The 17,228-nt window shown below is 61.2% G+C and carries 16 protein-coding genes; 1 reads left to right on the top strand and 15 read right to left on the bottom strand.

Annotated features, from left to right (window positions below):
* Positions 1-472: 472 nt before the first annotated feature.
* From MTP38_RS01970 to MTP38_RS01925, 10 genes are all read right to left on the bottom strand, one after another.
* Complete coding sequence (locus MTP38_RS01970; RefSeq protein ID WP_249234084.1) at positions 473-1,660, bottom strand: DEAD/DEAH box helicase; 1,188 nt, start codon at positions 1,658-1,660, stop codon at positions 473-475.
* A gap of 162 nt (positions 1,661-1,822) precedes the next feature.
* Positions 1,823-2,131: an HU family DNA-binding protein gene (locus tag MTP38_RS01965; RefSeq protein ID WP_227621777.1), complete on the bottom strand. Its 309-nt coding sequence runs from the start codon at positions 2,129-2,131 to the stop codon at positions 1,823-1,825.
* Between the two features lie 139 nt (positions 2,132-2,270).
* Positions 2,271-5,522, bottom strand: coding sequence for a carbamoyl-phosphate synthase large subunit (gene carB / locus MTP38_RS01960; RefSeq protein ID WP_249234083.1), 3,252 nt, complete (start codon positions 5,520-5,522; stop codon positions 2,271-2,273).
* 1 nt (position 5,523) lies between these two features.
* Positions 5,524-6,633 carry a carbamoyl phosphate synthase small subunit gene (locus MTP38_RS01955; protein WP_227621779.1) on the bottom strand — a complete coding sequence of 370 codons (1,110 nt, stop codon included), beginning with the start codon at positions 6,631-6,633 and terminating at the stop codon, positions 5,524-5,526.
* 31 nt (positions 6,634-6,664) lie between these two features.
* Positions 6,665-7,258, bottom strand: a complete 594-nt coding sequence (gene pyrE / locus MTP38_RS01950; RefSeq protein ID WP_249234082.1) for an orotate phosphoribosyltransferase — start codon at positions 7,256-7,258, stop codon at positions 6,665-6,667.
* Positions 7,259-7,401: 143 nt separating this feature from the next.
* Positions 7,402-8,319 (bottom strand): dihydroorotate dehydrogenase, encoded by a 918-nt coding sequence (locus tag MTP38_RS01945; RefSeq protein ID WP_227621780.1) that lies wholly within the window; start codon positions 8,317-8,319, stop codon positions 7,402-7,404.
* Positions 8,319-9,089: a dihydroorotate dehydrogenase electron transfer subunit gene (locus MTP38_RS01940; protein ID WP_227621781.1), complete on the bottom strand. Its 771-nt coding sequence runs from the start codon at positions 9,087-9,089 to the stop codon at positions 8,319-8,321. The genes MTP38_RS01945 and MTP38_RS01940 overlap by 1 nt, the downstream gene beginning before the upstream one ends.
* Positions 9,070-9,936: an orotidine-5'-phosphate decarboxylase gene (gene pyrF, locus MTP38_RS01935; RefSeq protein WP_249234081.1), complete on the bottom strand. Its 867-nt coding sequence runs from the start codon at positions 9,934-9,936 to the stop codon at positions 9,070-9,072. The genes MTP38_RS01940 and pyrF overlap by 20 nt, the downstream gene beginning before the upstream one ends.
* 194 nt (positions 9,937-10,130) lie before the next feature.
* On the bottom strand, positions 10,131-11,321 hold the full coding sequence (locus MTP38_RS01930; RefSeq protein WP_227621783.1) for a dihydroorotase: 1,191 nt from the start codon (positions 11,319-11,321) through the stop codon (positions 10,131-10,133).
* Between the two features lie 182 nt (positions 11,322-11,503).
* Positions 11,504-11,707, bottom strand: a complete 204-nt coding sequence (locus tag MTP38_RS01925; RefSeq protein ID WP_249234080.1) for a hypothetical protein — start codon at positions 11,705-11,707, stop codon at positions 11,504-11,506.
* A 100-nt stretch (positions 11,708-11,807) separates the two neighbouring features.
* Between MTP38_RS01925 and epsC the strand changes: the two genes are divergently transcribed.
* Positions 11,808-12,491, top strand: coding sequence for a serine O-acetyltransferase EpsC (gene epsC, locus MTP38_RS01920; RefSeq protein ID WP_249234079.1), 684 nt, complete (start codon positions 11,808-11,810; stop codon positions 12,489-12,491).
* A gap of 43 nt (positions 12,492-12,534) precedes the next feature.
* Here epsC and MTP38_RS01915 read toward each other — a convergent pair whose 3' ends face one another.
* The 5 genes from MTP38_RS01915 to MTP38_RS01895 all read right to left on the bottom strand — a co-directional run bounded on the left by MTP38_RS01915 (position 12,535) and on the right by MTP38_RS01895 (position 17,085).
* On the bottom strand, positions 12,535-12,945 hold the full coding sequence (locus MTP38_RS01915) for a DUF3842 family protein (protein ID WP_249234078.1): 411 nt from the start codon (positions 12,943-12,945) through the stop codon (positions 12,535-12,537).
* Positions 12,942-14,330, bottom strand: coding sequence for a Sapep family Mn(2+)-dependent dipeptidase (locus MTP38_RS01910; protein ID WP_249234077.1), 1,389 nt, complete (start codon positions 14,328-14,330; stop codon positions 12,942-12,944). Before MTP38_RS01910 ends, MTP38_RS01915 begins: the two co-directional genes overlap by 4 nt.
* A gap of 113 nt (positions 14,331-14,443) precedes the next feature.
* Positions 14,444-14,926, bottom strand: a complete 483-nt coding sequence (locus tag MTP38_RS01905; protein ID WP_249234076.1) for a COG2426 family protein — start codon at positions 14,924-14,926, stop codon at positions 14,444-14,446.
* 10 nt (positions 14,927-14,936) lie between these two features.
* The gene (locus MTP38_RS01900; protein WP_249234075.1) at positions 14,937-15,689 is read right to left on the bottom strand and encodes an exodeoxyribonuclease III; all 753 of its coding nucleotides are present in this window, start codon (positions 15,687-15,689) and stop codon (positions 14,937-14,939) included.
* A 19-nt stretch (positions 15,690-15,708) separates the two neighbouring features.
* Positions 15,709-17,085 carry an MATE family efflux transporter gene (locus tag MTP38_RS01895; RefSeq protein WP_249234074.1) on the bottom strand — a complete coding sequence of 459 codons (1,377 nt, stop codon included), beginning with the start codon at positions 17,083-17,085 and terminating at the stop codon, positions 15,709-15,711.
* Positions 17,086-17,228 lie beyond the last annotated feature (143 nt).

Raw genomic sequence — 17,228 nt, 5'->3', positions numbered from 1 at the left:
CCGTTACAAGTTTTTCGATATTGTTCAATTTTCAAGGTCCTGTAGCGCCTCAACCGAGCGGCTGACGACTTGATTATTTTACCACAGAAGTGGTTTTTTGTCAAGCTTTATTTTTTCGAAGTTTTTCGTTTCTTACCGAACTTGGAGCGTCTCGAAAGTCTCTCGCATTCCTGCCGGACTTTCTCGCGTCTATTGGTTCTTTTCGCTTTACTTCTAGCTGAGTCTCGGAAGTCATTCTTTTGTCTCAGCGCTTGGCGCTCAAGTATAATACCACATCACCGCCCACTTTGCAAGCCTTTTTTACAAGTTTTTTGCTCTTTTTTCGCCTTTGCACTTTTTCACCAGTTTTTCGCGGCGTTTTGACCTGTTTTTTGCTTTCGTTCTTCCTTATTATAATATAAAAGCAGAGCGGGCACTTTCAGGGCTTTCTGCCCCAAAAAACACCCGCTCTGTTTCCTGTTTTATTCTCTCATCAGAAATAGCACTTGATCTGGAACCGGTCGGCGCTGTCCTGCTTTTTTTCCACCACGATATGCTCATGATTGAAATCGAAATGCACCGGCGTGCACAGATCCGTATTGCGGGTCAGACGCAGCAGCTCCTGCACCCGCTTCTTCTCCTCCGGCACATAGAACAGATAGCTCACGCCCTCCTTCTTTGCGCGGCCGGTGCGGCCGATGCGGTGGGTATAGTGCTCGTTGTCACCGGGGACATCGTAGTTGATGACCGCATCCACATCCGAGACGTCGATGCCACGGGCCGCCACATCGGTAGCCACCAGCACGTTCAGTTTTCCATCCCGGAAATTCTGCATGATACGGTTGCGCTCACTCTGGGAGAGGTCGCCGTGAAGGCAGTCCACCGAGAAGTTCAGCCGGGCCAGCTGGTTCGCCAGCGCCGCCGTATTGAATTTGGTGTCGCAGAACACCATGACCCGCTTATAGCCCTCCCCAATGATGATCTGCGCCAAGTCCGACAGTTTATTGCGGCCGGAGGTCTCCAGCATATATTGAGTGATCTTCGGCTGGCTCTCTTCCTTGGGCTGGACGGTGATCTCTTCGGCGTCCTTCTGATACATCCAGCCGATGTCCATCACCTCCCGGCTGATGGTGGCCGAGAACATGGAGAGGGACTTGCGGGCCTTCATCAGTCCGATGATGTGCCGCACGTCCTTATAAAAGCCCATATTCAGCATCTCATCGGCCTCATCCAGCACCACCTGCGTCACATGGTCGAGGTCGATGCTGTGGTGCTTGTAGTGATCCATGAGGCGGCCCGGAGTCGCCACGACGATCTGGCAGCCCTCGGCGAGGCGTTTGGCCTGCTTTTCCATATTTGCGCCGCCGTAGACGCAGACCACCTGCACTTCCGGCATGAAATAGGTCAGCTCGGCCAGTTCCTCGGCGATCTGCTGCGCCAGCTCACGGGTCGGGGCCAGAATGACGGCCTGCGGGGCCTTGAGGGCGGGGTCGATGTGCTCCGCCACCGGGATGCCGAAGGCGCAGGTCTTGCCGGTGCCCGTGGGGGCTTTGGCGATGACGTCGCGCCCGGCCAGCATGACGGGGATGGTCTTTTCCTGCACCTCGGTCATTTCCGCAAAGCCCATCCGCTCTACGGCCTTATGGATGGCCTCGCTGCACTGTAACTCGCTGTAAAGCATGGATCCTTCTACTCCGTTCCTTTTTCGTTTTTCTTCTGCGCAATGCCCTCTGGGGGCCGCTTTTCGTGATGATATGCCCAGTATACCATGAAAATCGCATTCTGTCAGCAAAAAAGCGCCGCATCCCGAGTCAAGGATGCAGCGCTTGCGCGTTATGTTCTATCAGGCGGTCTCTTCGACGCTCTTTGCGGCACGGCCTGCCTCAAGCTTCTGCTTGAAACGGCCGCTGGCCTTGAAGCCGGGGATAGAGGTAGACTCCAGACGGCTGGAGACCTTGGTCTTGGGGTTGGTGTATGCCTTTGGCTTGCGGGGACGCATCTCGAAGCGGCCAAAGCCAGCGATAGTGACCTTTTCGTCGGCACGCAGGCAATCGGCGATCTGGTCAAACAGTGCGTCCATCGTGGTCTCGACCTGCGCTTCGGTGAAGCCGGTCTTGCGTGCCACAGTTTCGATCATCTGGGAACGAGTCATGTATCTATATCCTCCTGGAACGTCCAAAAGTAACGTCTTTTGGCAAATTTTGCGTTGTTGAGTATAACAAATGCAGCCCCTCATTACGAGGGGCTGCGCACAAACGGTATATTTTTGCGCACGAAGTAGCGGAGTGTGTTTATTTTTTATGATACAGCGTTGCAATATCCACCAGCGGGATGTCCTTCATGCTGTGCTCGCTGCGCAGGCAGTTGACCAGAGCATTGGCCGTATCCACAGCCGTGATACAGGGGATGCTCAACTCCACAGCCTTGCGGCGCAGGCGGACAGAATCGCGCTTGGGGTCGCGGCCCTTGGCGCTGGTGGAGAAGACATAGTCCACCAGACCGCTCTGCAGAAGGTCCACGATATTCGGCGCTTCACCGGACATATTCCGCACCTCATTGCAGGGCACCATGTGCTTGTTGAGCCATGCGCAGGTGCCGGAGGTGCCGTAGAGCTTATAGCCCATGCTCTTGAGCTTCCACGCGATGTCCACGAACTCGGGCTTGTCGCTGTCCTTCACGGTGAAGATGCAGCAGGAAGCCGGGCCGGGGGTCTTGAAGGTGTAGCCCGCGCCGATGAGGCCCTTGAGCAGGGCATCGTGGTAGTTGGGCGCAATGCCCAGCACCTCGCCGGTGGACTTCATCTCAGGGCCGAACTGGGTATCGACGCCATGCAGCTTCTCAAAACTGAAGACAGGCACCTTAACAGCCACATAGGGGGCATTGGGGTGCAGGCCGGTGCCGTAGCCCATATCGGTCAGCTTCTCGCCGAGGCAGCAGCGGACGGCCAGATCGACCATCGGGACGCCTGTGACCTTGGAGATATAGGGCACCGTGCGGGAAGAACGGGGGTTGACCTCGATGACGTAGACCTTGCCGTTGGAGACCGCATACTGGACGTTGACCAGACCGGTGACGTGCAGCTCCCGGGCAAAGCGGCCGGTGTAGTCCACCATCGTGTCGATCTCGGCCTGCGTCAGATGCTGGGCCGGGTAGACACAGATGGAGTCGCCGGAGTGGACGCCGGTGCGCTCCACCTGCTCCATGATGCCGGGGATGAGGTAGTTTTCGCCGTCGCAGATGGCGTCCACTTCGCACTCGGTGCCCATGATGTACTTATCCAGCAGGACAGGGTGGTCCATATCGACGTGCTCGGTGATGACGCCCATATATTCGATAACGTCCGCCTTGGTGTAGGCCACGATCATGTTCTGACCGCCGAGGACGTAGGAGGGGCGCATCAGGACGGGCAGACCGATCTCGTCGGCTGCGGCCAGTGCCTCTTCCAGATTAAAAACGGTGCGGCCGGGAGCGCGGGGGATGTTGCAGCGCTCCAGCAGCTCGTCGAAGCGCTCGCGGTCCTCTGCCTCATCGATGGCATCCGCCGGGGTGCCGAGGATGGGCAGACCGATCTCGTCCATATGCTTTGCCAGCTTGATGGCGGTCTGGCCGCCGAACTGGACGACGCAGGCGTCGGGCTTCTCGGTGGCGATGATGTTGTCCACGCTCTCCGGGTTCAGGGGGTCGAAGTAGAGGCGGTCACCGGTGTCAAAGTCGGTGGAGACGGTCTCCGGGTTGTTGTTGACCAGAATGGCCTCACAGCCGTGCTTCTTCAGCGTCCAGACGCAATGGACCGAGCAGTAGTCGAACTCGATGCCCTGACCGATGCGGATGGGGCCGGAGCCGAAGACGAGGACCTTCTTCTTTTTCGGCTCACCCTGCGCGGCAGCCTTGGCCTCTTTCTCGGCGATGAATGCAGCGGCCTCGTTGTCGCCGTCGTAGGTGGAGTAGAAGTAAGGGGTGTTGGCCGAGAACTCGGCAGCACAGGTATCGACCATCTTGAAGCCGGCGCGGTAGTTCTCCACGGGGAGCTTGTCCACCTTGGCCAGACGCTTGATGGTCTTATCCTGAAAGCCGTACTTCTTGGCTTCCCTGTACTGGGCCTCGGTCAGGACGCCCTCGCACTTGGCCAGACCCTTTTCGAGGTCTGCCAGATGCTGCATCTTGTCGAGGAACCACCAGTCGATCTTGGTGATGCGGTAGATGGTCTGGTGGTCGATGCCGCGCTTGAGGGCCTCGTAGACGCAGAAGACGCGCTCTGCGTCCTGCACATACATATGCTCCACGATCTCCTCATCGCTCAGCTCCTCGAAGGGCTTGTGGGTCAGGGTGTCCATTCCCAGCTCGATGGAGGAGACGGCCTTCATCATGGCAGCCTCGAAGCTGTTGCCGATGCTCATGACCTCGCCGGTGGCCATCATCTGGGTGCCCAGAGACTTGTCGGCGTAGACGAACTTATCGAAGGGCCACTTCGGGTACTTGACCACGATGTAGTCCAGCGCAGGCTCGAAGCAGGCGCAGGTCTTGCCGGTGACGTCGTTGGTGATCTCGTCCAGCGTGTAGCCGATGGCGATCTTCGTCGCCACCTTGGCGATGGGGTAACCGGTGGCCTTGGAGGCCAGCGCGGAGGAGCGGGACACACGGGGGTTGACCTCGATGACCGCGTAGTCGAAGCTGTCGGGCTTGAGCGCGAACTGACAGTTGCAGCCGCCCTCGATGCCCAGCTCGGTGATGATGTCCAGCGCAGCGGTGCGCAGCATCTGATACTCGTGGTCGGTCAGAGTCTGGGAGGGAGCCACGACCACAGAGTCGCCGGTGTGGATGCCGACGGGGTCGAGGTTCTCCATGTTACAGACGGTGATGACGTTGCCCTTGTGGTCACGCATGACCTCATACTCGATCTCTTTCCAGCCCGCGATGCACTTTTCCACAAGGATCTGGTGGATGGGGGAAAGACGGAGGCCGTTGGTGCCGATCTCAATGAGCTTTGCCTTGTTCGCGCAGATGCCGCCGCCGGTGCCGCCCATGGTGAAGGCCGGGCGGACAATGACGGGGTAGCCGATGCGGTCGGCGCAGGCCAGTGCGTCCTCCAGCGTCTCCACGACCTCGGAGGGGATGATGGGCTGATGCAGCTTCTCCATCGTCTCCTTGAACAGCTCACGGTCCTCGGCGCGGTCGATGGTCTCCGGCTTGCAGGCCAGCAGACGGATGCCGCTGCGGTCAAGGTAGCCGGAGCGGGCCAGCTCCATGGAGAGGTTCAGGCCCATCTGGCCGCCGAGGTTGGGCAGCACGGAGTCGGGCTTCTCGATGTCGAGGATGCGCTCCACGACCTCGAGGGTCATCGGCTCGATGTAAACATGGTCGGCCACGTCGGGGTCGGTCATGATGGTAGCGGGGTTGGAGTTGAGCAGAACGGTCTCGATGCCCTCTGCTTTCAGGGCGCGGCACGCCTGCGTGCCGGAGTAGTCGAACTCAGCAGCCTGACCGATGATGATGGGGCCGGAGCCGATGACCAGCACTTTTTTGATTCTGGGGTCCTTAGGCATTTCAGCGTGCCTCCTTCTTTGCTGCTTTGACGTTGTTCAGGAAGCGGTCGAACAGGAACTCGGTGTCCTTGGGGCCGCCGTTGGCTTCGGGGTGGAACTGGACGGTGAAGCAGTTCCACTTCTTGTACTTGATGCCCTCGCAGGTGCCGTCGTTGGCGTTCACCTGTGCCACCTCGCCCATCTCGGCGGGCAGCTCGTCGCCCACGACTGCATAGCCGTGGTTCTGGCTGGTGATGAAGGTGCGGCCCGACTCAAAATCGGTGACGGGCTGGTTGGCACCGCGGTGGCCGTACTTGAGCTTCATGGTCTTGGCACCGGCGGCCAGTGCAGAGAGCTGATGGCCGAGGCAGATGCCAAAGGTGGGGATGTTCAGCTCAAAGATCTGCTTGAGGTTCTCGATGACCTCCACCGGCTCGGCGGGGTCGCCGGGGCCGTTGGAGAGCATGATGCCGTCCGGGGCCAGAGCTGCGACCTCCTCGGCGGTGGCAAAGGCGGGCATGACCGTCACCTTGCAGCCCCGCTTGACGAGGCAGCGGACGATGTTCCGCTTGCAGCCGTAGTGCATCAGCACGATGTGGGTCTCGCCCTTCTCGTTGTAGACCTCGGGCTTTGCGCAGGTGACGCTCTTGACGGCGTCGGTAACGGCGTAGGCCCGGATGTCTGCCAGCAGGGCCTCGGTCTTCTCCGCGTTGGCCGGGTCGGCGGGGTCGAAGGTGGTCAGGATGGCGCCGTTCATGACGCCGCTCTCCCGGATGATGCGGGTGAGGTGGCGGGTGTCGATGCCCTCGATGCCGATGGTATTGTTTTTCTTCAGAAAGCTGTCCAGCGTCTCCTCACAGCGCCAGTTGGACGGGGTCTTGCAGGCCTCGCGGACGATGTAGCCCTTGGCCCAGATCCGGTCCGACTCCATATCGTCCTTGTTCATGCCGTAGTTGCCGATGAGGGGATAGGTCTGGGTGATGATCTGGCCGTAGTAGCTGGGGTCGGTCAGGGTCTCCTGAAAGCCCACCATACCGGTGGCAAAGACGACCTCGCCCACGGTGACGCCCTCTGCGCCCACCGACTGGCCGGCAAAGACCATACCGTTCGCCAAAAGAAGATATGCGTTCATAGATACTCCTCGCTTCAACACGCCTGCGCGTTTACAGGGTCTGCTTGGCTTCCTGCTTCATCTTGCGGCTGCCCAGATGCACCAGAGGCAGCTTGCCCTCCTTGCAGATGGGGCACTCCTCGGGGGCGTAGTTGGGCAGGTCCAGCTTGAGGGCGCTTGCCACGATGGGGATGGGGGACGGAGCCTCGGGCTTGGTGCGGTCCACCACGCAGGTGATGCCGAGGCAGACGCCGCCTGCCTCTTCGATGACGCGCTTGGTCTCCAGAGAGGAGATGCCGGTGGTCACGACGTCCTCCGCGATGAGGCACTTCTCACCCGGATGGATGGCAAAGCGCTTCAGGATCATCACGTTGTCCACGCGCTCGGTGAAGATGGCGCGCTTGCCGGTCTGACGGGCCAGCTCGTAGGCGTAGACGATGCCGCCCATGGCCGGGCCGACGATGACGTCCACATCCATCTCCTTGATCTTATCGGCCACGGCCTTCATGACCTCGGCGCAGCGGTCGGGGTACTGCTGCAGATAAGCCATCTGGCAGTATGCGCTGGAATGGCGGCCGGAGGAAAGCAGGAAATGGCCCTCCAGAAATGCGTCACAGCTCTTCAGAATCTCAAGTGCTTCACTCATGGTATTTCTCCCTCTCTATGTTCCGTTGTTTTCGTTCATGCGGTATTGTACCACGCATTTTGTCAAAACGCAAATTTATTCACAAATTTTAAGATTTAATGAATATTTGCGGGCATTATGCGTTTAAGCTTTATTTTATGCACTCAGCGTGCACAACCACGGATCTCGTCCAGCGTCCGGACGCCGTGGGCGTCCATCCATGCAGCCATCTCCTCGGCGATGGTCTCCATCGCCCGGGGGTTGGCAAAGTTCGCTGCGCCCACCTGCACCGCCGCCGCACCGGCCATGATGAACTCCAGTGCGTCCCGGCCGGTGGCGATGCCGCCGAGGCCCACCACCGGGATGTTCACTGCGCCGACAGCCTGCCAGACCATCCGCAGGGCGATGGGGCGCACCGCCGGGCCGGACAGACCGGCGAAGATGTTGTCGAACACCGGGCGGCGCTTCTCGAGGTCGATGGCGCAGGCCTGAAAGGTGTTGGTCAGGCTGATGGCGTCTGCACCCGCAGCCTCCACCGCCTTGCACATCGCGGGGATGTTCTCGGCCTGCGGGCTGAGCTTGACCATCAGGGGCTTCTTGCAGGCGTCGCGGACCATCCGCACCACCTCGCCGGCGGCCTCGGCCTTGACGCCGTAGGCCATGCCGCCCACCTTGACGTTGGGGCAGGAGATGTTCAACTCCACGATGTCCACGCCGCTCTCGCTGAGCATGGCCGCACCCTCGACGTACTCTTCCTCGCTGTGGCCGCCGAGGTTGGCGATGGCCACCGTGCCATACTTCTGCTTCAGCTCCAGCATCTCGCCCAGCTCCACATCAATGAAGTGCTGGACGCCGGGGTTCTGCAGACCGATGCTGTTGATGAGGCCCGAGGGGGTCTCCCAGAGCCGCTCGCCCTTGTTGCCGTACTGGCCGTAGAGGGTCAGGCCCTTGCCCGAGATGCCGCCGATCTTCGAGAAATCGGCCAGCTCTTCGTATTCCACGCCGTAGCCCACCGTGCCCGAGGCCCCGATGATGGGGCTGTTCATGGTGAAGCCCAGCAGGTTCGTTTTCAGATCTGCCATCAGAACACCTCCGCTGCATCAAACACAGGGCCATTCTTGCATACGCTCTTGCCCTCGCCGCTTCTGGTCTCGCAGGTGCAGCCGAGGCAGGCACCGATGCCGCAGGCCATCTTCTTTTCCAGACTGACGAAGCAGGGGGTGCCCTTCTCCGCGCAGAGGCGGGCAGCGTTCCGCATCATGACCGTGGGGCCGCAGACCAGCACCACGTCATAATCTGCCGGGTCGTACAGCTGGGTGACAAAGCCGTGGAAGCCCACCGCGCCGGTGTCCGTAGACACCTTGACGCTGTTTGCAATGGAGCGGTATTCCTCCATGCAGTAGGGCTTATCCCGGAAGCCGAAGAAGACGTCGGGCTTGACCCCGCCCGCCGCCAGCTCACGGGTGAGCTGATACATGGGGGCGGTGCCGATGCCGCCGCCCACGACGGCGATCTTCTTGTACCGGCTCAGCAGGTCGGCCGTATCGAAGCCGTTGCCCATGGGGCCGGTGAGCTGGAAGCTGTCGCCCGGCATCAGGGCCGTCAGCTTCCGGGTGCCCTCGCCCACGACGGCGTACAGAAACTCGACGGTCTGGGTCTCGGCGTCCCACTTGTGGACACTGATGGGCCGGGAAAGGAAGGGCGCTTCGTCCGCGCCCCATGCACGCAGGGTGAAGAACTGCCCGGCGTGGGGGATGTGCTCACGGTCCGGCCAGAGGACGGTCAGCAGGCGGATGTCCTCCGCGATGACCTCATGGCGCAGGACAGTGGCCTCACAGCAGGCTGCACGCATGGGCAATGGCCTCCTTCATGTTCACACACTCGTTGTAAGCGGCCTCGTCGAAGGCCACGCCCGGCTGCTTCTTGTAGGCCAGCAGGATGCCGCGGCTGGAGTTGACCACGCCGCCGTTGCCCTTGCTCAGATACTGGGCGATGTCCTCGGCCTTGCCGCCCTGTGCGCCGTAGCCGGGGATGAGGAAGAAGCTGTCCTTGTACTTGGCGCGGATCTCAGTGGCCTCCTCGATGTGGGTGCCGCCGATGACCAGACCGATGGAGGAGTAGCCGTGCTCGCCCATGTAGTCCTTGCCGAGAGCGTTCAGCTTGTCGCCCACGAGGTCGTAGACGTGGCGGCCGTCAGCCAGCTTCTCGTACTCGAAGTCCTTTGCGCCGCCGTTGGAGGTGCGGCAGAGGACGAACATACCCTTGCCCTGCTTCTCGGCGTAGGGCAGATAGGGGCTGATGGAGTCCAGACCCATGTAGGGGGCCAGCGTGACGAAGTCGGCCTCAAAATCGCCGGTGAAGTGGCCCATGGCGTACATTTCGGCGGTCTTGGCGATGTCGCCGCGCTTGATGTCGGCGATGACCGGCACACCGGCCTCGCGGACGGCCTTCAGGGTGTCGGCATATGCCTTCAGGCCCTCGAGGCCCAGAGCCTCATAGTAAGCGATCTGCACCTTGTAGCAGCCGGCCACCGCCTTGGTGGCGTCGATGAGCTTCTTGTTGAAGCGGACGATGTTCTCGCCCTTGGAAAGGGTGCTGTCCACAAAATCTGCGGGCAGGTAGCTGAAATCGGTGTCCAGACCCACGCAGACCGGGCCGCGTGCTTCGACTGCTTCGTAGAGCTTATCCATGTTCGTCATTTTGGGGTTCCTCCTGTTGTCTCTCTTTTTATAGGTATCTCTTCTATTGTCAGCATCCTTGCCCTCTCCGTCACGGCTGACACCGTGCCACCTCTCCCAAAGGGAGAGGCTTTCGCTTGACCGCCACGCTTTTGGCTCTCCCCTTGGGAGAGCTGGCGCGCAGCGCCTGAGAGGGCTAGGCCGTGAAAGGTTTTTTACTCTTCCGCCTGATAGGTCAGCTGGCCGCCCTTGACGGTGGCGCAGACCCTGCCGTAGAGCTGTGCCCCGTCGAAGGGGCAGTTGTGGGACTTGGAGTGGAGCTTATCCTTGTCCACCGTATAGGGGGTGTCAAGATCCACCAGCACGAAGTCGGCGTCATAGCCCGGCTCCAGCTGTCCCTTGGCAAGGCCCAGGATCTCCGCCGGGCGGGTGCTCATCAGGTGGCTCAGCAGCTCAAGGGGCAGCCCCTCCTCTTTGCAGAGCTTGGTGTAGCAGACGCCGAAGGCCGTCTCGCTGCCCACCATGCCAGCCATGCCCTTGAGCTTATCTTCCTCGGAGTGGGGGGCGTGGTCGGTGGCGATGGCGTCCACCACGCCGCTGCGGATGCCGTCGATGAGGGCCTGCACATCGTCTGCCGTGCGGATGGGCGGGTTGACGCGGTAGTCGCAGGTGTCGTTGGTGAACCAGAGGTGGTGGGGCGTCACCTCGCAGGTGACAGGCGCGCCCCGCAGCTTTGCCATCTGGATGGCCTCGATGGCTCCCCGGGTGGAGACGTGGCACATATGCAGCCGGGTCTGGTAGTATTCGCTCAGCCAGCAGTTGCGCACCGTCTCGATGTCCTCGGCCAGACGGTAATCCCACGGGCTGATCTCCATATCCTCGGCGTGGCTCATCACAGTGATGTCGCGCTGGGTGCAGATGGCGAAAGCCCGGGCCATGGTGGCGTTGTCCTGCACGCCGTGGCCGTCCTCGGTGATGAAGCGGACCGAGGCGGGCAGGGTCTTGAGGTGGTCGATGGTCTTGCCGTCGAAGTTCTCGGTGATAGAGACGGTCTGGTTCACATCGCACAGGCCCACCTCTGCGGCCTTCTGCTCCACCATCGCAGCCTGTGCAGCGGAAGAGCAGACGGGCTTGGTGTTGGGCATCAGGTTCACGAAGGTGTAACCGCCTGCGGCTGCGGCCCGGCTGCCCGTCTCGATGTCTTCCTTATATTCAAAGCCCGGGGTACGCCAGTGGCAGTGCAGATCCACAAAGGCGGGCAGCACGGTCAGCCCCCCGGCGTCCAGCACCGTCTCGTCCTCTCCGGCCAGCGCGGCCAGTCCCTGACCGACGGCGGCGATCTTTCCGTCCTTTGCATACAGCTCCACCGGCCGGCCCTCGGCGTTGACAGCGTTGATGAGCAGCATAAGATTACCTCCCTGTCTGTGTTTGTCTGGTTTCATCGTCCGGGTGTGTCGGCCCTCAGAAGGGCAAAAAAAAACTTTTCCCCGCAAAGGGAAAAGTCAACACGCTAGAAAAGGAAACACCGGAGCCACAGCAAAAACGGCTGCAAACTGATTCTTCAGCTTTGCACGCATCATCTTAGCCTTCATGCTCCCGTCTCCTTTTCTGTTCCGTTCTTTTCGATATATTTTAGCATAGAAACGCGAAATGTGTCAATGCCTTCGGCCTCTTTTCTGTGTGAAAAGGTTTGACGCTGCAAGCGGCGATTTTTAGCTACTCTACCGAAAAATCCCGCCTCTCCCCCGCCGCCAAAGGTCTCGTGCAAAAAAATCCTCATTTTTGCTCTCATATCCTACCATTTCACTGTACATTAAAGTTTCGTTGTGCTATTATAGTGTCTATCAGAGAGGGGCCGCCATTGCGGGCGGCAAAAATGGAGGTTTTCTGTTATGGGGCTTTTAGAGGACGCGCGGAACATCCAGCGCAAGGACCCCGCAGCACGCACCGTGCTGGAGGTCATACTGCTTTACCCGGGCTTTCACATTCTGGTCTACCACCGCGTCGCGCACTGGCTGTTCGAGCACAAGCACTTCTTCCTCGCCCGCTGGGTCAGCCAGCGGGGCCGGCATAAGACCGGCATCGAGATCCACCCCGGCGCAAAGATCGGCAAGTGCCTGTTCATCGACCACGGCATGGGCATCGTCTTTGGCGAGACGGCGGAGATCGGCGACAACTGCACCATCTACCACGGCGTGACCCTCGGCGGCACCGGCAAGGACACCGGCAAGCGCCATCCCACTTTGGGCAACAATGTCCTCATCGGCGCGGGCACCAAGGTCCTCGGCCCGGTGTATATCGGCGACAACGCCCGCATCGGCGCGGGCAGCGTGGTGCTCAAGAATCTGCCCGCCAACTGCACCGCCGTGGGCGTGCCTGCCGAGGTGGTGCGCATCAACAACAAAGCCGTCAACCCGGCCGACGACCTCGACCAGCAGGACCTGCCGGACATCATGGCCCAGCGCCTTCTGGACCTCGACCGCCGCATCGGCCAGCTGGAAAAAGCCGCGCAGGGCGACATCCCCCCCACGGCCCAGCAGGTGGCCGCACGCCAGCGGACATCACTCCGGACATAACGAAAGCGGAAGCTCTCCCTCGGGAAAGCTTCCGCTTTTTGCTTTATCGGATCAGCTCTTTGACCTTTTCCACCGCCGCTGTCACCAGCTGGCCGATGGGCTGGTCGGGCACCCCCACCACGATGTTGTCGCAGTGGTTGATGGGGATGAGCACCCGGGTCGCGTCGCTCTGACAGACTGCCGCCGCCATCGCCGGAGTGATCTCGCCCAGAAGCGAATCCGCGATGACGATGCCGATGGGGCCTACGATGACGTCCGCCCGGCGGCAGTTGACCACCACGGCGTTCTCGCCGGTGGCGGCGCGCGGTGCGCCTGCCCGGAGCATGGCCGAGGCCGCAAGACTGTTGGTGCCCACAGCGGTCAGCTCCGCGTCCGGGCATCCGGTTGCGAGGGCTGCGACCAGCTGACGGCCCAGTCCGCCGCCCTGCCCGTCAATGACCAGCACCCGGCTCAAAAGTCGATCTCCTCCAGACGCAGCAGCGCGATGATGTAGATCTTGAGGGCCTCCAGCAGCTTGTCGATGGGAGCGGCCTCGTTCGCGCCGTGCATCGGGCCGCCGAACTCGGGCAGCACCATGTCGCTGTGCTCCGGGCCGAAGCTGACGGCATAGGGGAAGTGGCGGGCATAGGTGCCGCCGCCCATGGTGAAGGGGGTGGCGTTCTCGCCGGTGACTTCGTTGTAGGTGTCGATGCAGGCCTTGATGGCGGGGGTGTCCGCCTCGATGTAGAAGGGCTTTGCGCTGCCCACATCGGTCAGCTCTGCGCCGGTGCCGATGGCGGCACGGATCTTTGCGGCGATGGCGTCGCCGTCGGTGCAGGTGGGATAGCGGCTGTCCATGGTCTGGATCATCCGGCCATCCACCATCGACATCTTGCCGCCGATGATGGTCAGCGGGCCGAAGGGGCCGTCGGCACAGTCGATGCCCAGACCCGCACCGGCGGTGGAGTCGTGCAGCTTCTTGACGGCTTCCAGATAGGCGCGCTCGGCGTCGTTGCACAGGCCGTTGTCCAGCAGGTAGTTCACCACCAGACCGATGGCGTTGACGGTGCCTTCCGGCATGGCAGCATGGCCGGACTTGCCCCAGCCGCGGATGCGGACGCCCTCGCCTTCCGGCTCAAGGGTGATGTTGGGGGCGTTGCGCAGCTTGGTGATGTCGGTGGTCACGAGGGCGCTGGCGCGATCCGGCACAGCGTTGGTAGCGACGCCGCCCTCAAAGTCCTTGATGACGCCGTTGCAGACCGGGCTGACCAGCTTGCCGTCGAAGTGGCCCTTCTCGCCGTTGCAGACCGGGAACTCGGCGTCCGGGGTAAAGCAGAACACCGGGGCCGGGTAGTTGGCGAGGTAGTAGTCCACATCGTGCATATGGGTCTCCTCGTTGTCGCCCACGAGGGCACGGATGGGGTAGCGCAGGGAGACGCCCTCCTCCTTGAGGAACTTCAGGGCATACAGGGTAGCCACCATCGGGCCTTTGTCGTCCGCCACGCCGCGGCCGATCATCCAGCCGTCACGGATCTCCATCTGGAAGGGATCCTGCGTCCAGCCGTTGCCCTCGGGCACCACGTCCACATGGCAGATGGTCGCCAGATACTTCTCGGCGTCCGCACCGGCCAGCTCGGCGTAGCCGATGTGGTCCTCGCAGTTGCGGGTGGCAAGGCCCATGCCTGCAGCCAGCTCCAGCGTCTTGTCCAGAGCGGCCCGGGGGCCAGCGCCGTAGGGTGCACCCTCTTCCGGGGTGCCCTCCACGCTGTTGATGGACACCAGTGCAGCAATATCCTTCAGGAGCTGCTCTTTGTTCGCCGCGATGAACGCGTCGATCTTCTGATTCAAGGCCTCTTGCATCTTTGATTCGTCCTTTCTTTGCCTTTGTTCAAGACACACTGCTGTTATTCTAGCACACTTTGCAGCGGAAAACCAGCCCTCTCCAGCCCATGCAGCGCGAAATAGCTTCCGGTTCACACCGCAAACAGCCCGCTCAGCGCACCCAGAAGGCCCGCGCTGGCCAGACCCATGATGATGCCGGCCAGCAGCACGCCGCCCATGCAGGCGACGAGCACGTCCTTGAATTTCATGTCGAGGATGGAGGCGGCCAGCGTGCCCGTCCATGCGCCGGTGCCCGGCAGCGGGATGCCCACAAAGAGCAGCAGCGCGGCCACAAGGCCCCGACCAGCCTTGGCCTCCAGCGCGCGGCCTCCCTTTTCGCCCTTGACGATGCAGAAGTGGCAGAAGGGGCCGATGAGGGGCTTGTGATAGCCCCAGATAAGGAGCTTCCGGGCGAACAGATAAATGAACGGCACCGGCAGCATATTGCCCACCACGCAGACCAGATAGGTGGGCAGGATGGGCAGGCCCATCCCGATGCCCACCGGGATGGCGCCGCGCAGCTCCACGAGGGGCAGCATCGAGATGAAGAAAACGATAAGATAGTTTTTGAGCATAGAGCCCTCCTTACAGGTCGATGTCCAGCTCCACCGGGCAGTGGTCAGAGCCAAACACCTCGTTGTGGATCTCGGCGGCTTTTATTTTGTCCGTGATTCGGTCCGAGACGAGAAAATAGTCGATGCGCCAGCCTGCATTCTTCTCCCGGGCGTGGAAGCGGTAGCTCCACCAGCTGTATTTCACCTCATCCGGGTGGATCGCACGGAAGCTGTCGGTGAAGCCCGCCGCCAGCAGCTCGGTCATCTTGGCCCGCTCCTGATCGGTGAAGCCTGCGCTCATGCGGTTGGTCTTGGCGTTCTTGATGTCGATCTCCTGATGGGCCACATTCAGGTCGCCGCAGAGGATGACCGGCTTTTTGGCGTCCAGACCCAGCAGGTAGGCCCGGAAGTCATCTTCCCACGTCATCCGGTAATCCAGCCGCTTGAGGCCGTCCTGACTGTTGGGCGTATAGCAGTTGACGAGGTAGAAGCCGGGGTATTCCAGCGTCAGCACGCGGCCCTCGTGGTCGTGCTCCTCCCTGCCGATGCCGGTGGTGACGCGCAGGGGCGGGGTCTTGCACCAGCAGGCCGTGCCGGAGTAGCCCTTTTTCTCCGCCGAGTAGGTATATTCTGTGTAGCCTTCCGGGGCAAAATCAGCCTGCCCGGGCTGCATCTTCGTTTCCTGCACCGAGAACACGTCCGCGTCCAGCGCGGCGAAGCTCGCGGCAAAATCGTGGGTCAGACAGGCGCGCAGCCCGTTCACGTTCCAGCTGATGAGTTTCATCTGATGTTCCTTTCTGTTATCAGGCCTTGTATTTTTCTTTCCAGACACCGCTGCGGAAGCGGGTCACGAAGCAGGTCACGCGGCAGACCCAGTCCACCACCATGGCGATCCAGACGCCGATGGCTCCCATGCCCATCCGCACGCCGATGATGTAGCTGAAGCCGATCCGCCAGCAGGCCATGCTGGCGATGGAGACGACCATCGTGAACTTCACGTCGTTGGCGGCGCGCAGGGCGTTGGGCAGCACGAAGGAGAGCGGCCAGAGCAGCATCGCAAAGCCCGCGTGGATGCAGGCCAGAATGATGGAAAGCTCCATCGTCTCACCGGACAGCTCATAGATGCCCACCAGAGGCCGGACAAAGAGCAGGATGAGTCCGTTCAGGATGCCCATGACGAGGTAGGCCCAGCCCAGCAGCTTTTTTGTGTAGTAGACTGCCTGCTCGTTGTCGCCTGCGCCGACGCACCGGCCTACGACCGTTATCATCGCAAGGCTGATGGCCTTGCCCGGGATGCAGCCCACACCGTCGAGGTTGTTGGCGACGGCGTTGGCGGCGATCTGGACGGTGCCGAAGGTGGAGATCATGCTGACCACGACGATGCGGCCCGCCTCGAACAGGCTGTTCTCAAACGCCGAGGGCACACCGATGCCGAGGATGCGTTTTGCCATGCCGGTGTCGAGGCGGACGGTCTTGGGCACCGTGAGGGCGTGGCCCTTCTGGTAGCAGCGCCCCAGAATGAGCGCCGCCGCAATGACACGGGAAACGACGCTGGGCCATGCCACGCCATCGACGCCCATCTTGAAGCCGAAGATGCAGACCGCATTTCCCACGATGTTGATGATGTTCATCAGGATGCTGATCTGCATCGAGATCTTGGAGTTGCCCATGCTGCGGAAAAGGGCCGCGCCCGCGTTGTACAGCGCGAGGAAGGGGTAGCTCAGGGCCGTTATTTTAAGGTACAGGACACCAGCGTCCAGCACGTCCGCGTCGATGGAGCCGTAGCAGGCGCTGATCATGGGCCGGGCAAAGAGGATGCAGAGCACCGCCACCGCCGTGCCCAGAATGGCGCTCAGCAGGATGAGCTGGCCTGCGCTGGCGTCGGCCTTTTTCTGCTCCCTTGCGCCCAGATACTGGCTCACCACCACCGCGCCGCCGGTGGCCAGCGCTGCGAACAGCACGATGATGAGGTTGTTTATCATATCCACAAGGCTGACGCCCGAGATGGCCGCCTCGCCGCAGCGGGAGACCATCATGGTGTCGGCCATGCCGACGGTCACGGCAAGGAACTGCTCGATGAGCAGCGGCCCCGCCAGCCGCAGCAGGTCTTTCTGGGAAAACAGCGGTTCCCGCCCGCTAAAAAGGGGCTTTGGGCCGCCGTTCGATACGTCTTTTACCATCTATATTCTCCTTTGGTCATCTGCAATATCACATCCGATGCGCTTCTTGGCGCAGACTTCTCATTTTACGTTATCATCTTAGCACAGCCCGTCCAGCCGTGCAAGAGCCGAAGGGCGGCTTATGAGAATTTATGGTGTTCCGC

Origin of the sequence: Faecalibacterium sp. I3-3-89 (genome assembly GCF_023347275.1) — a bacterium.
Lineage (GTDB): Bacteria > Bacillota > Clostridia > Oscillospirales > Ruminococcaceae > Faecalibacterium > Faecalibacterium butyricigenerans.
This window is presented reverse-complemented; position numbering and strand designations above follow the sequence as displayed.

Bases quoted from the DNA above. Each gene is read 5' to 3' on its own strand.
- MTP38_RS01970 (WP_249234084.1), bottom strand. From the start codon at position 1,660: ATGCTTTACAGCGAGTTACAGTGCAGCGAGGCCATCCATAAGGCCGTA.
- MTP38_RS01965 (WP_227621777.1), bottom strand. From the start codon at position 2,131: ATGACTCGTTCCCAGATGATCGAAACTGTGGCACGCAAGACCGGCTTC.
- carB (WP_249234083.1), bottom strand. From the start codon at position 5,522: ATGCCTAAGGACCCCAGAATCAAAAAAGTGCTGGTCATCGGCTCCGGC.
- MTP38_RS01955 (WP_227621779.1), bottom strand. From the start codon at position 6,633: ATGAACGCATATCTTCTTTTGGCGAACGGTATGGTCTTTGCCGGCCAG.
- pyrE (WP_249234082.1), bottom strand. From the start codon at position 7,258: ATGAGTGAAGCACTTGAGATTCTGAAGAGCTGTGACGCATTTCTGGAG.
- MTP38_RS01945 (WP_227621780.1), bottom strand. From the start codon at position 8,319: ATGGCAGATCTGAAAACGAACCTGCTGGGCTTCACCATGAACAGCCCC.
- MTP38_RS01940 (WP_227621781.1), bottom strand. From the start codon at position 9,089: ATGCGTGCAGCCTGCTGTGAGGCCACTGTCCTGCGCCATGAGGTCATC.
- pyrF (WP_249234081.1), bottom strand. From the start codon at position 9,936: ATGACGAACATGGATAAGCTCTACGAAGCAGTCGAAGCACGCGGCCCG.
- MTP38_RS01930 (WP_227621783.1), bottom strand. From the start codon at position 11,321: ATGCTGCTCATCAACGCTGTCAACGCCGAGGGCCGGCCGGTGGAGCTG.
- MTP38_RS01925 (WP_249234080.1), bottom strand. From the start codon at position 11,707: ATGAGAGCAAAAATGAGGATTTTTTTGCACGAGACCTTTGGCGGCGGG.
- epsC (WP_249234079.1), top strand. From the start codon at position 11,808: ATGGGGCTTTTAGAGGACGCGCGGAACATCCAGCGCAAGGACCCCGCA.
- MTP38_RS01910 (WP_249234077.1), bottom strand. From the start codon at position 14,330: ATGCAAGAGGCCTTGAATCAGAAGATCGACGCGTTCATCGCGGCGAAC.
- MTP38_RS01905 (WP_249234076.1), bottom strand. From the start codon at position 14,926: ATGCTCAAAAACTATCTTATCGTTTTCTTCATCTCGATGCTGCCCCTC.
- MTP38_RS01900 (WP_249234075.1), bottom strand. From the start codon at position 15,689: ATGAAACTCATCAGCTGGAACGTGAACGGGCTGCGCGCCTGTCTGACC.
- MTP38_RS01895 (WP_249234074.1), bottom strand. From the start codon at position 17,085: ATGGTAAAAGACGTATCGAACGGCGGCCCAAAGCCCCTTTTTAGCGGG.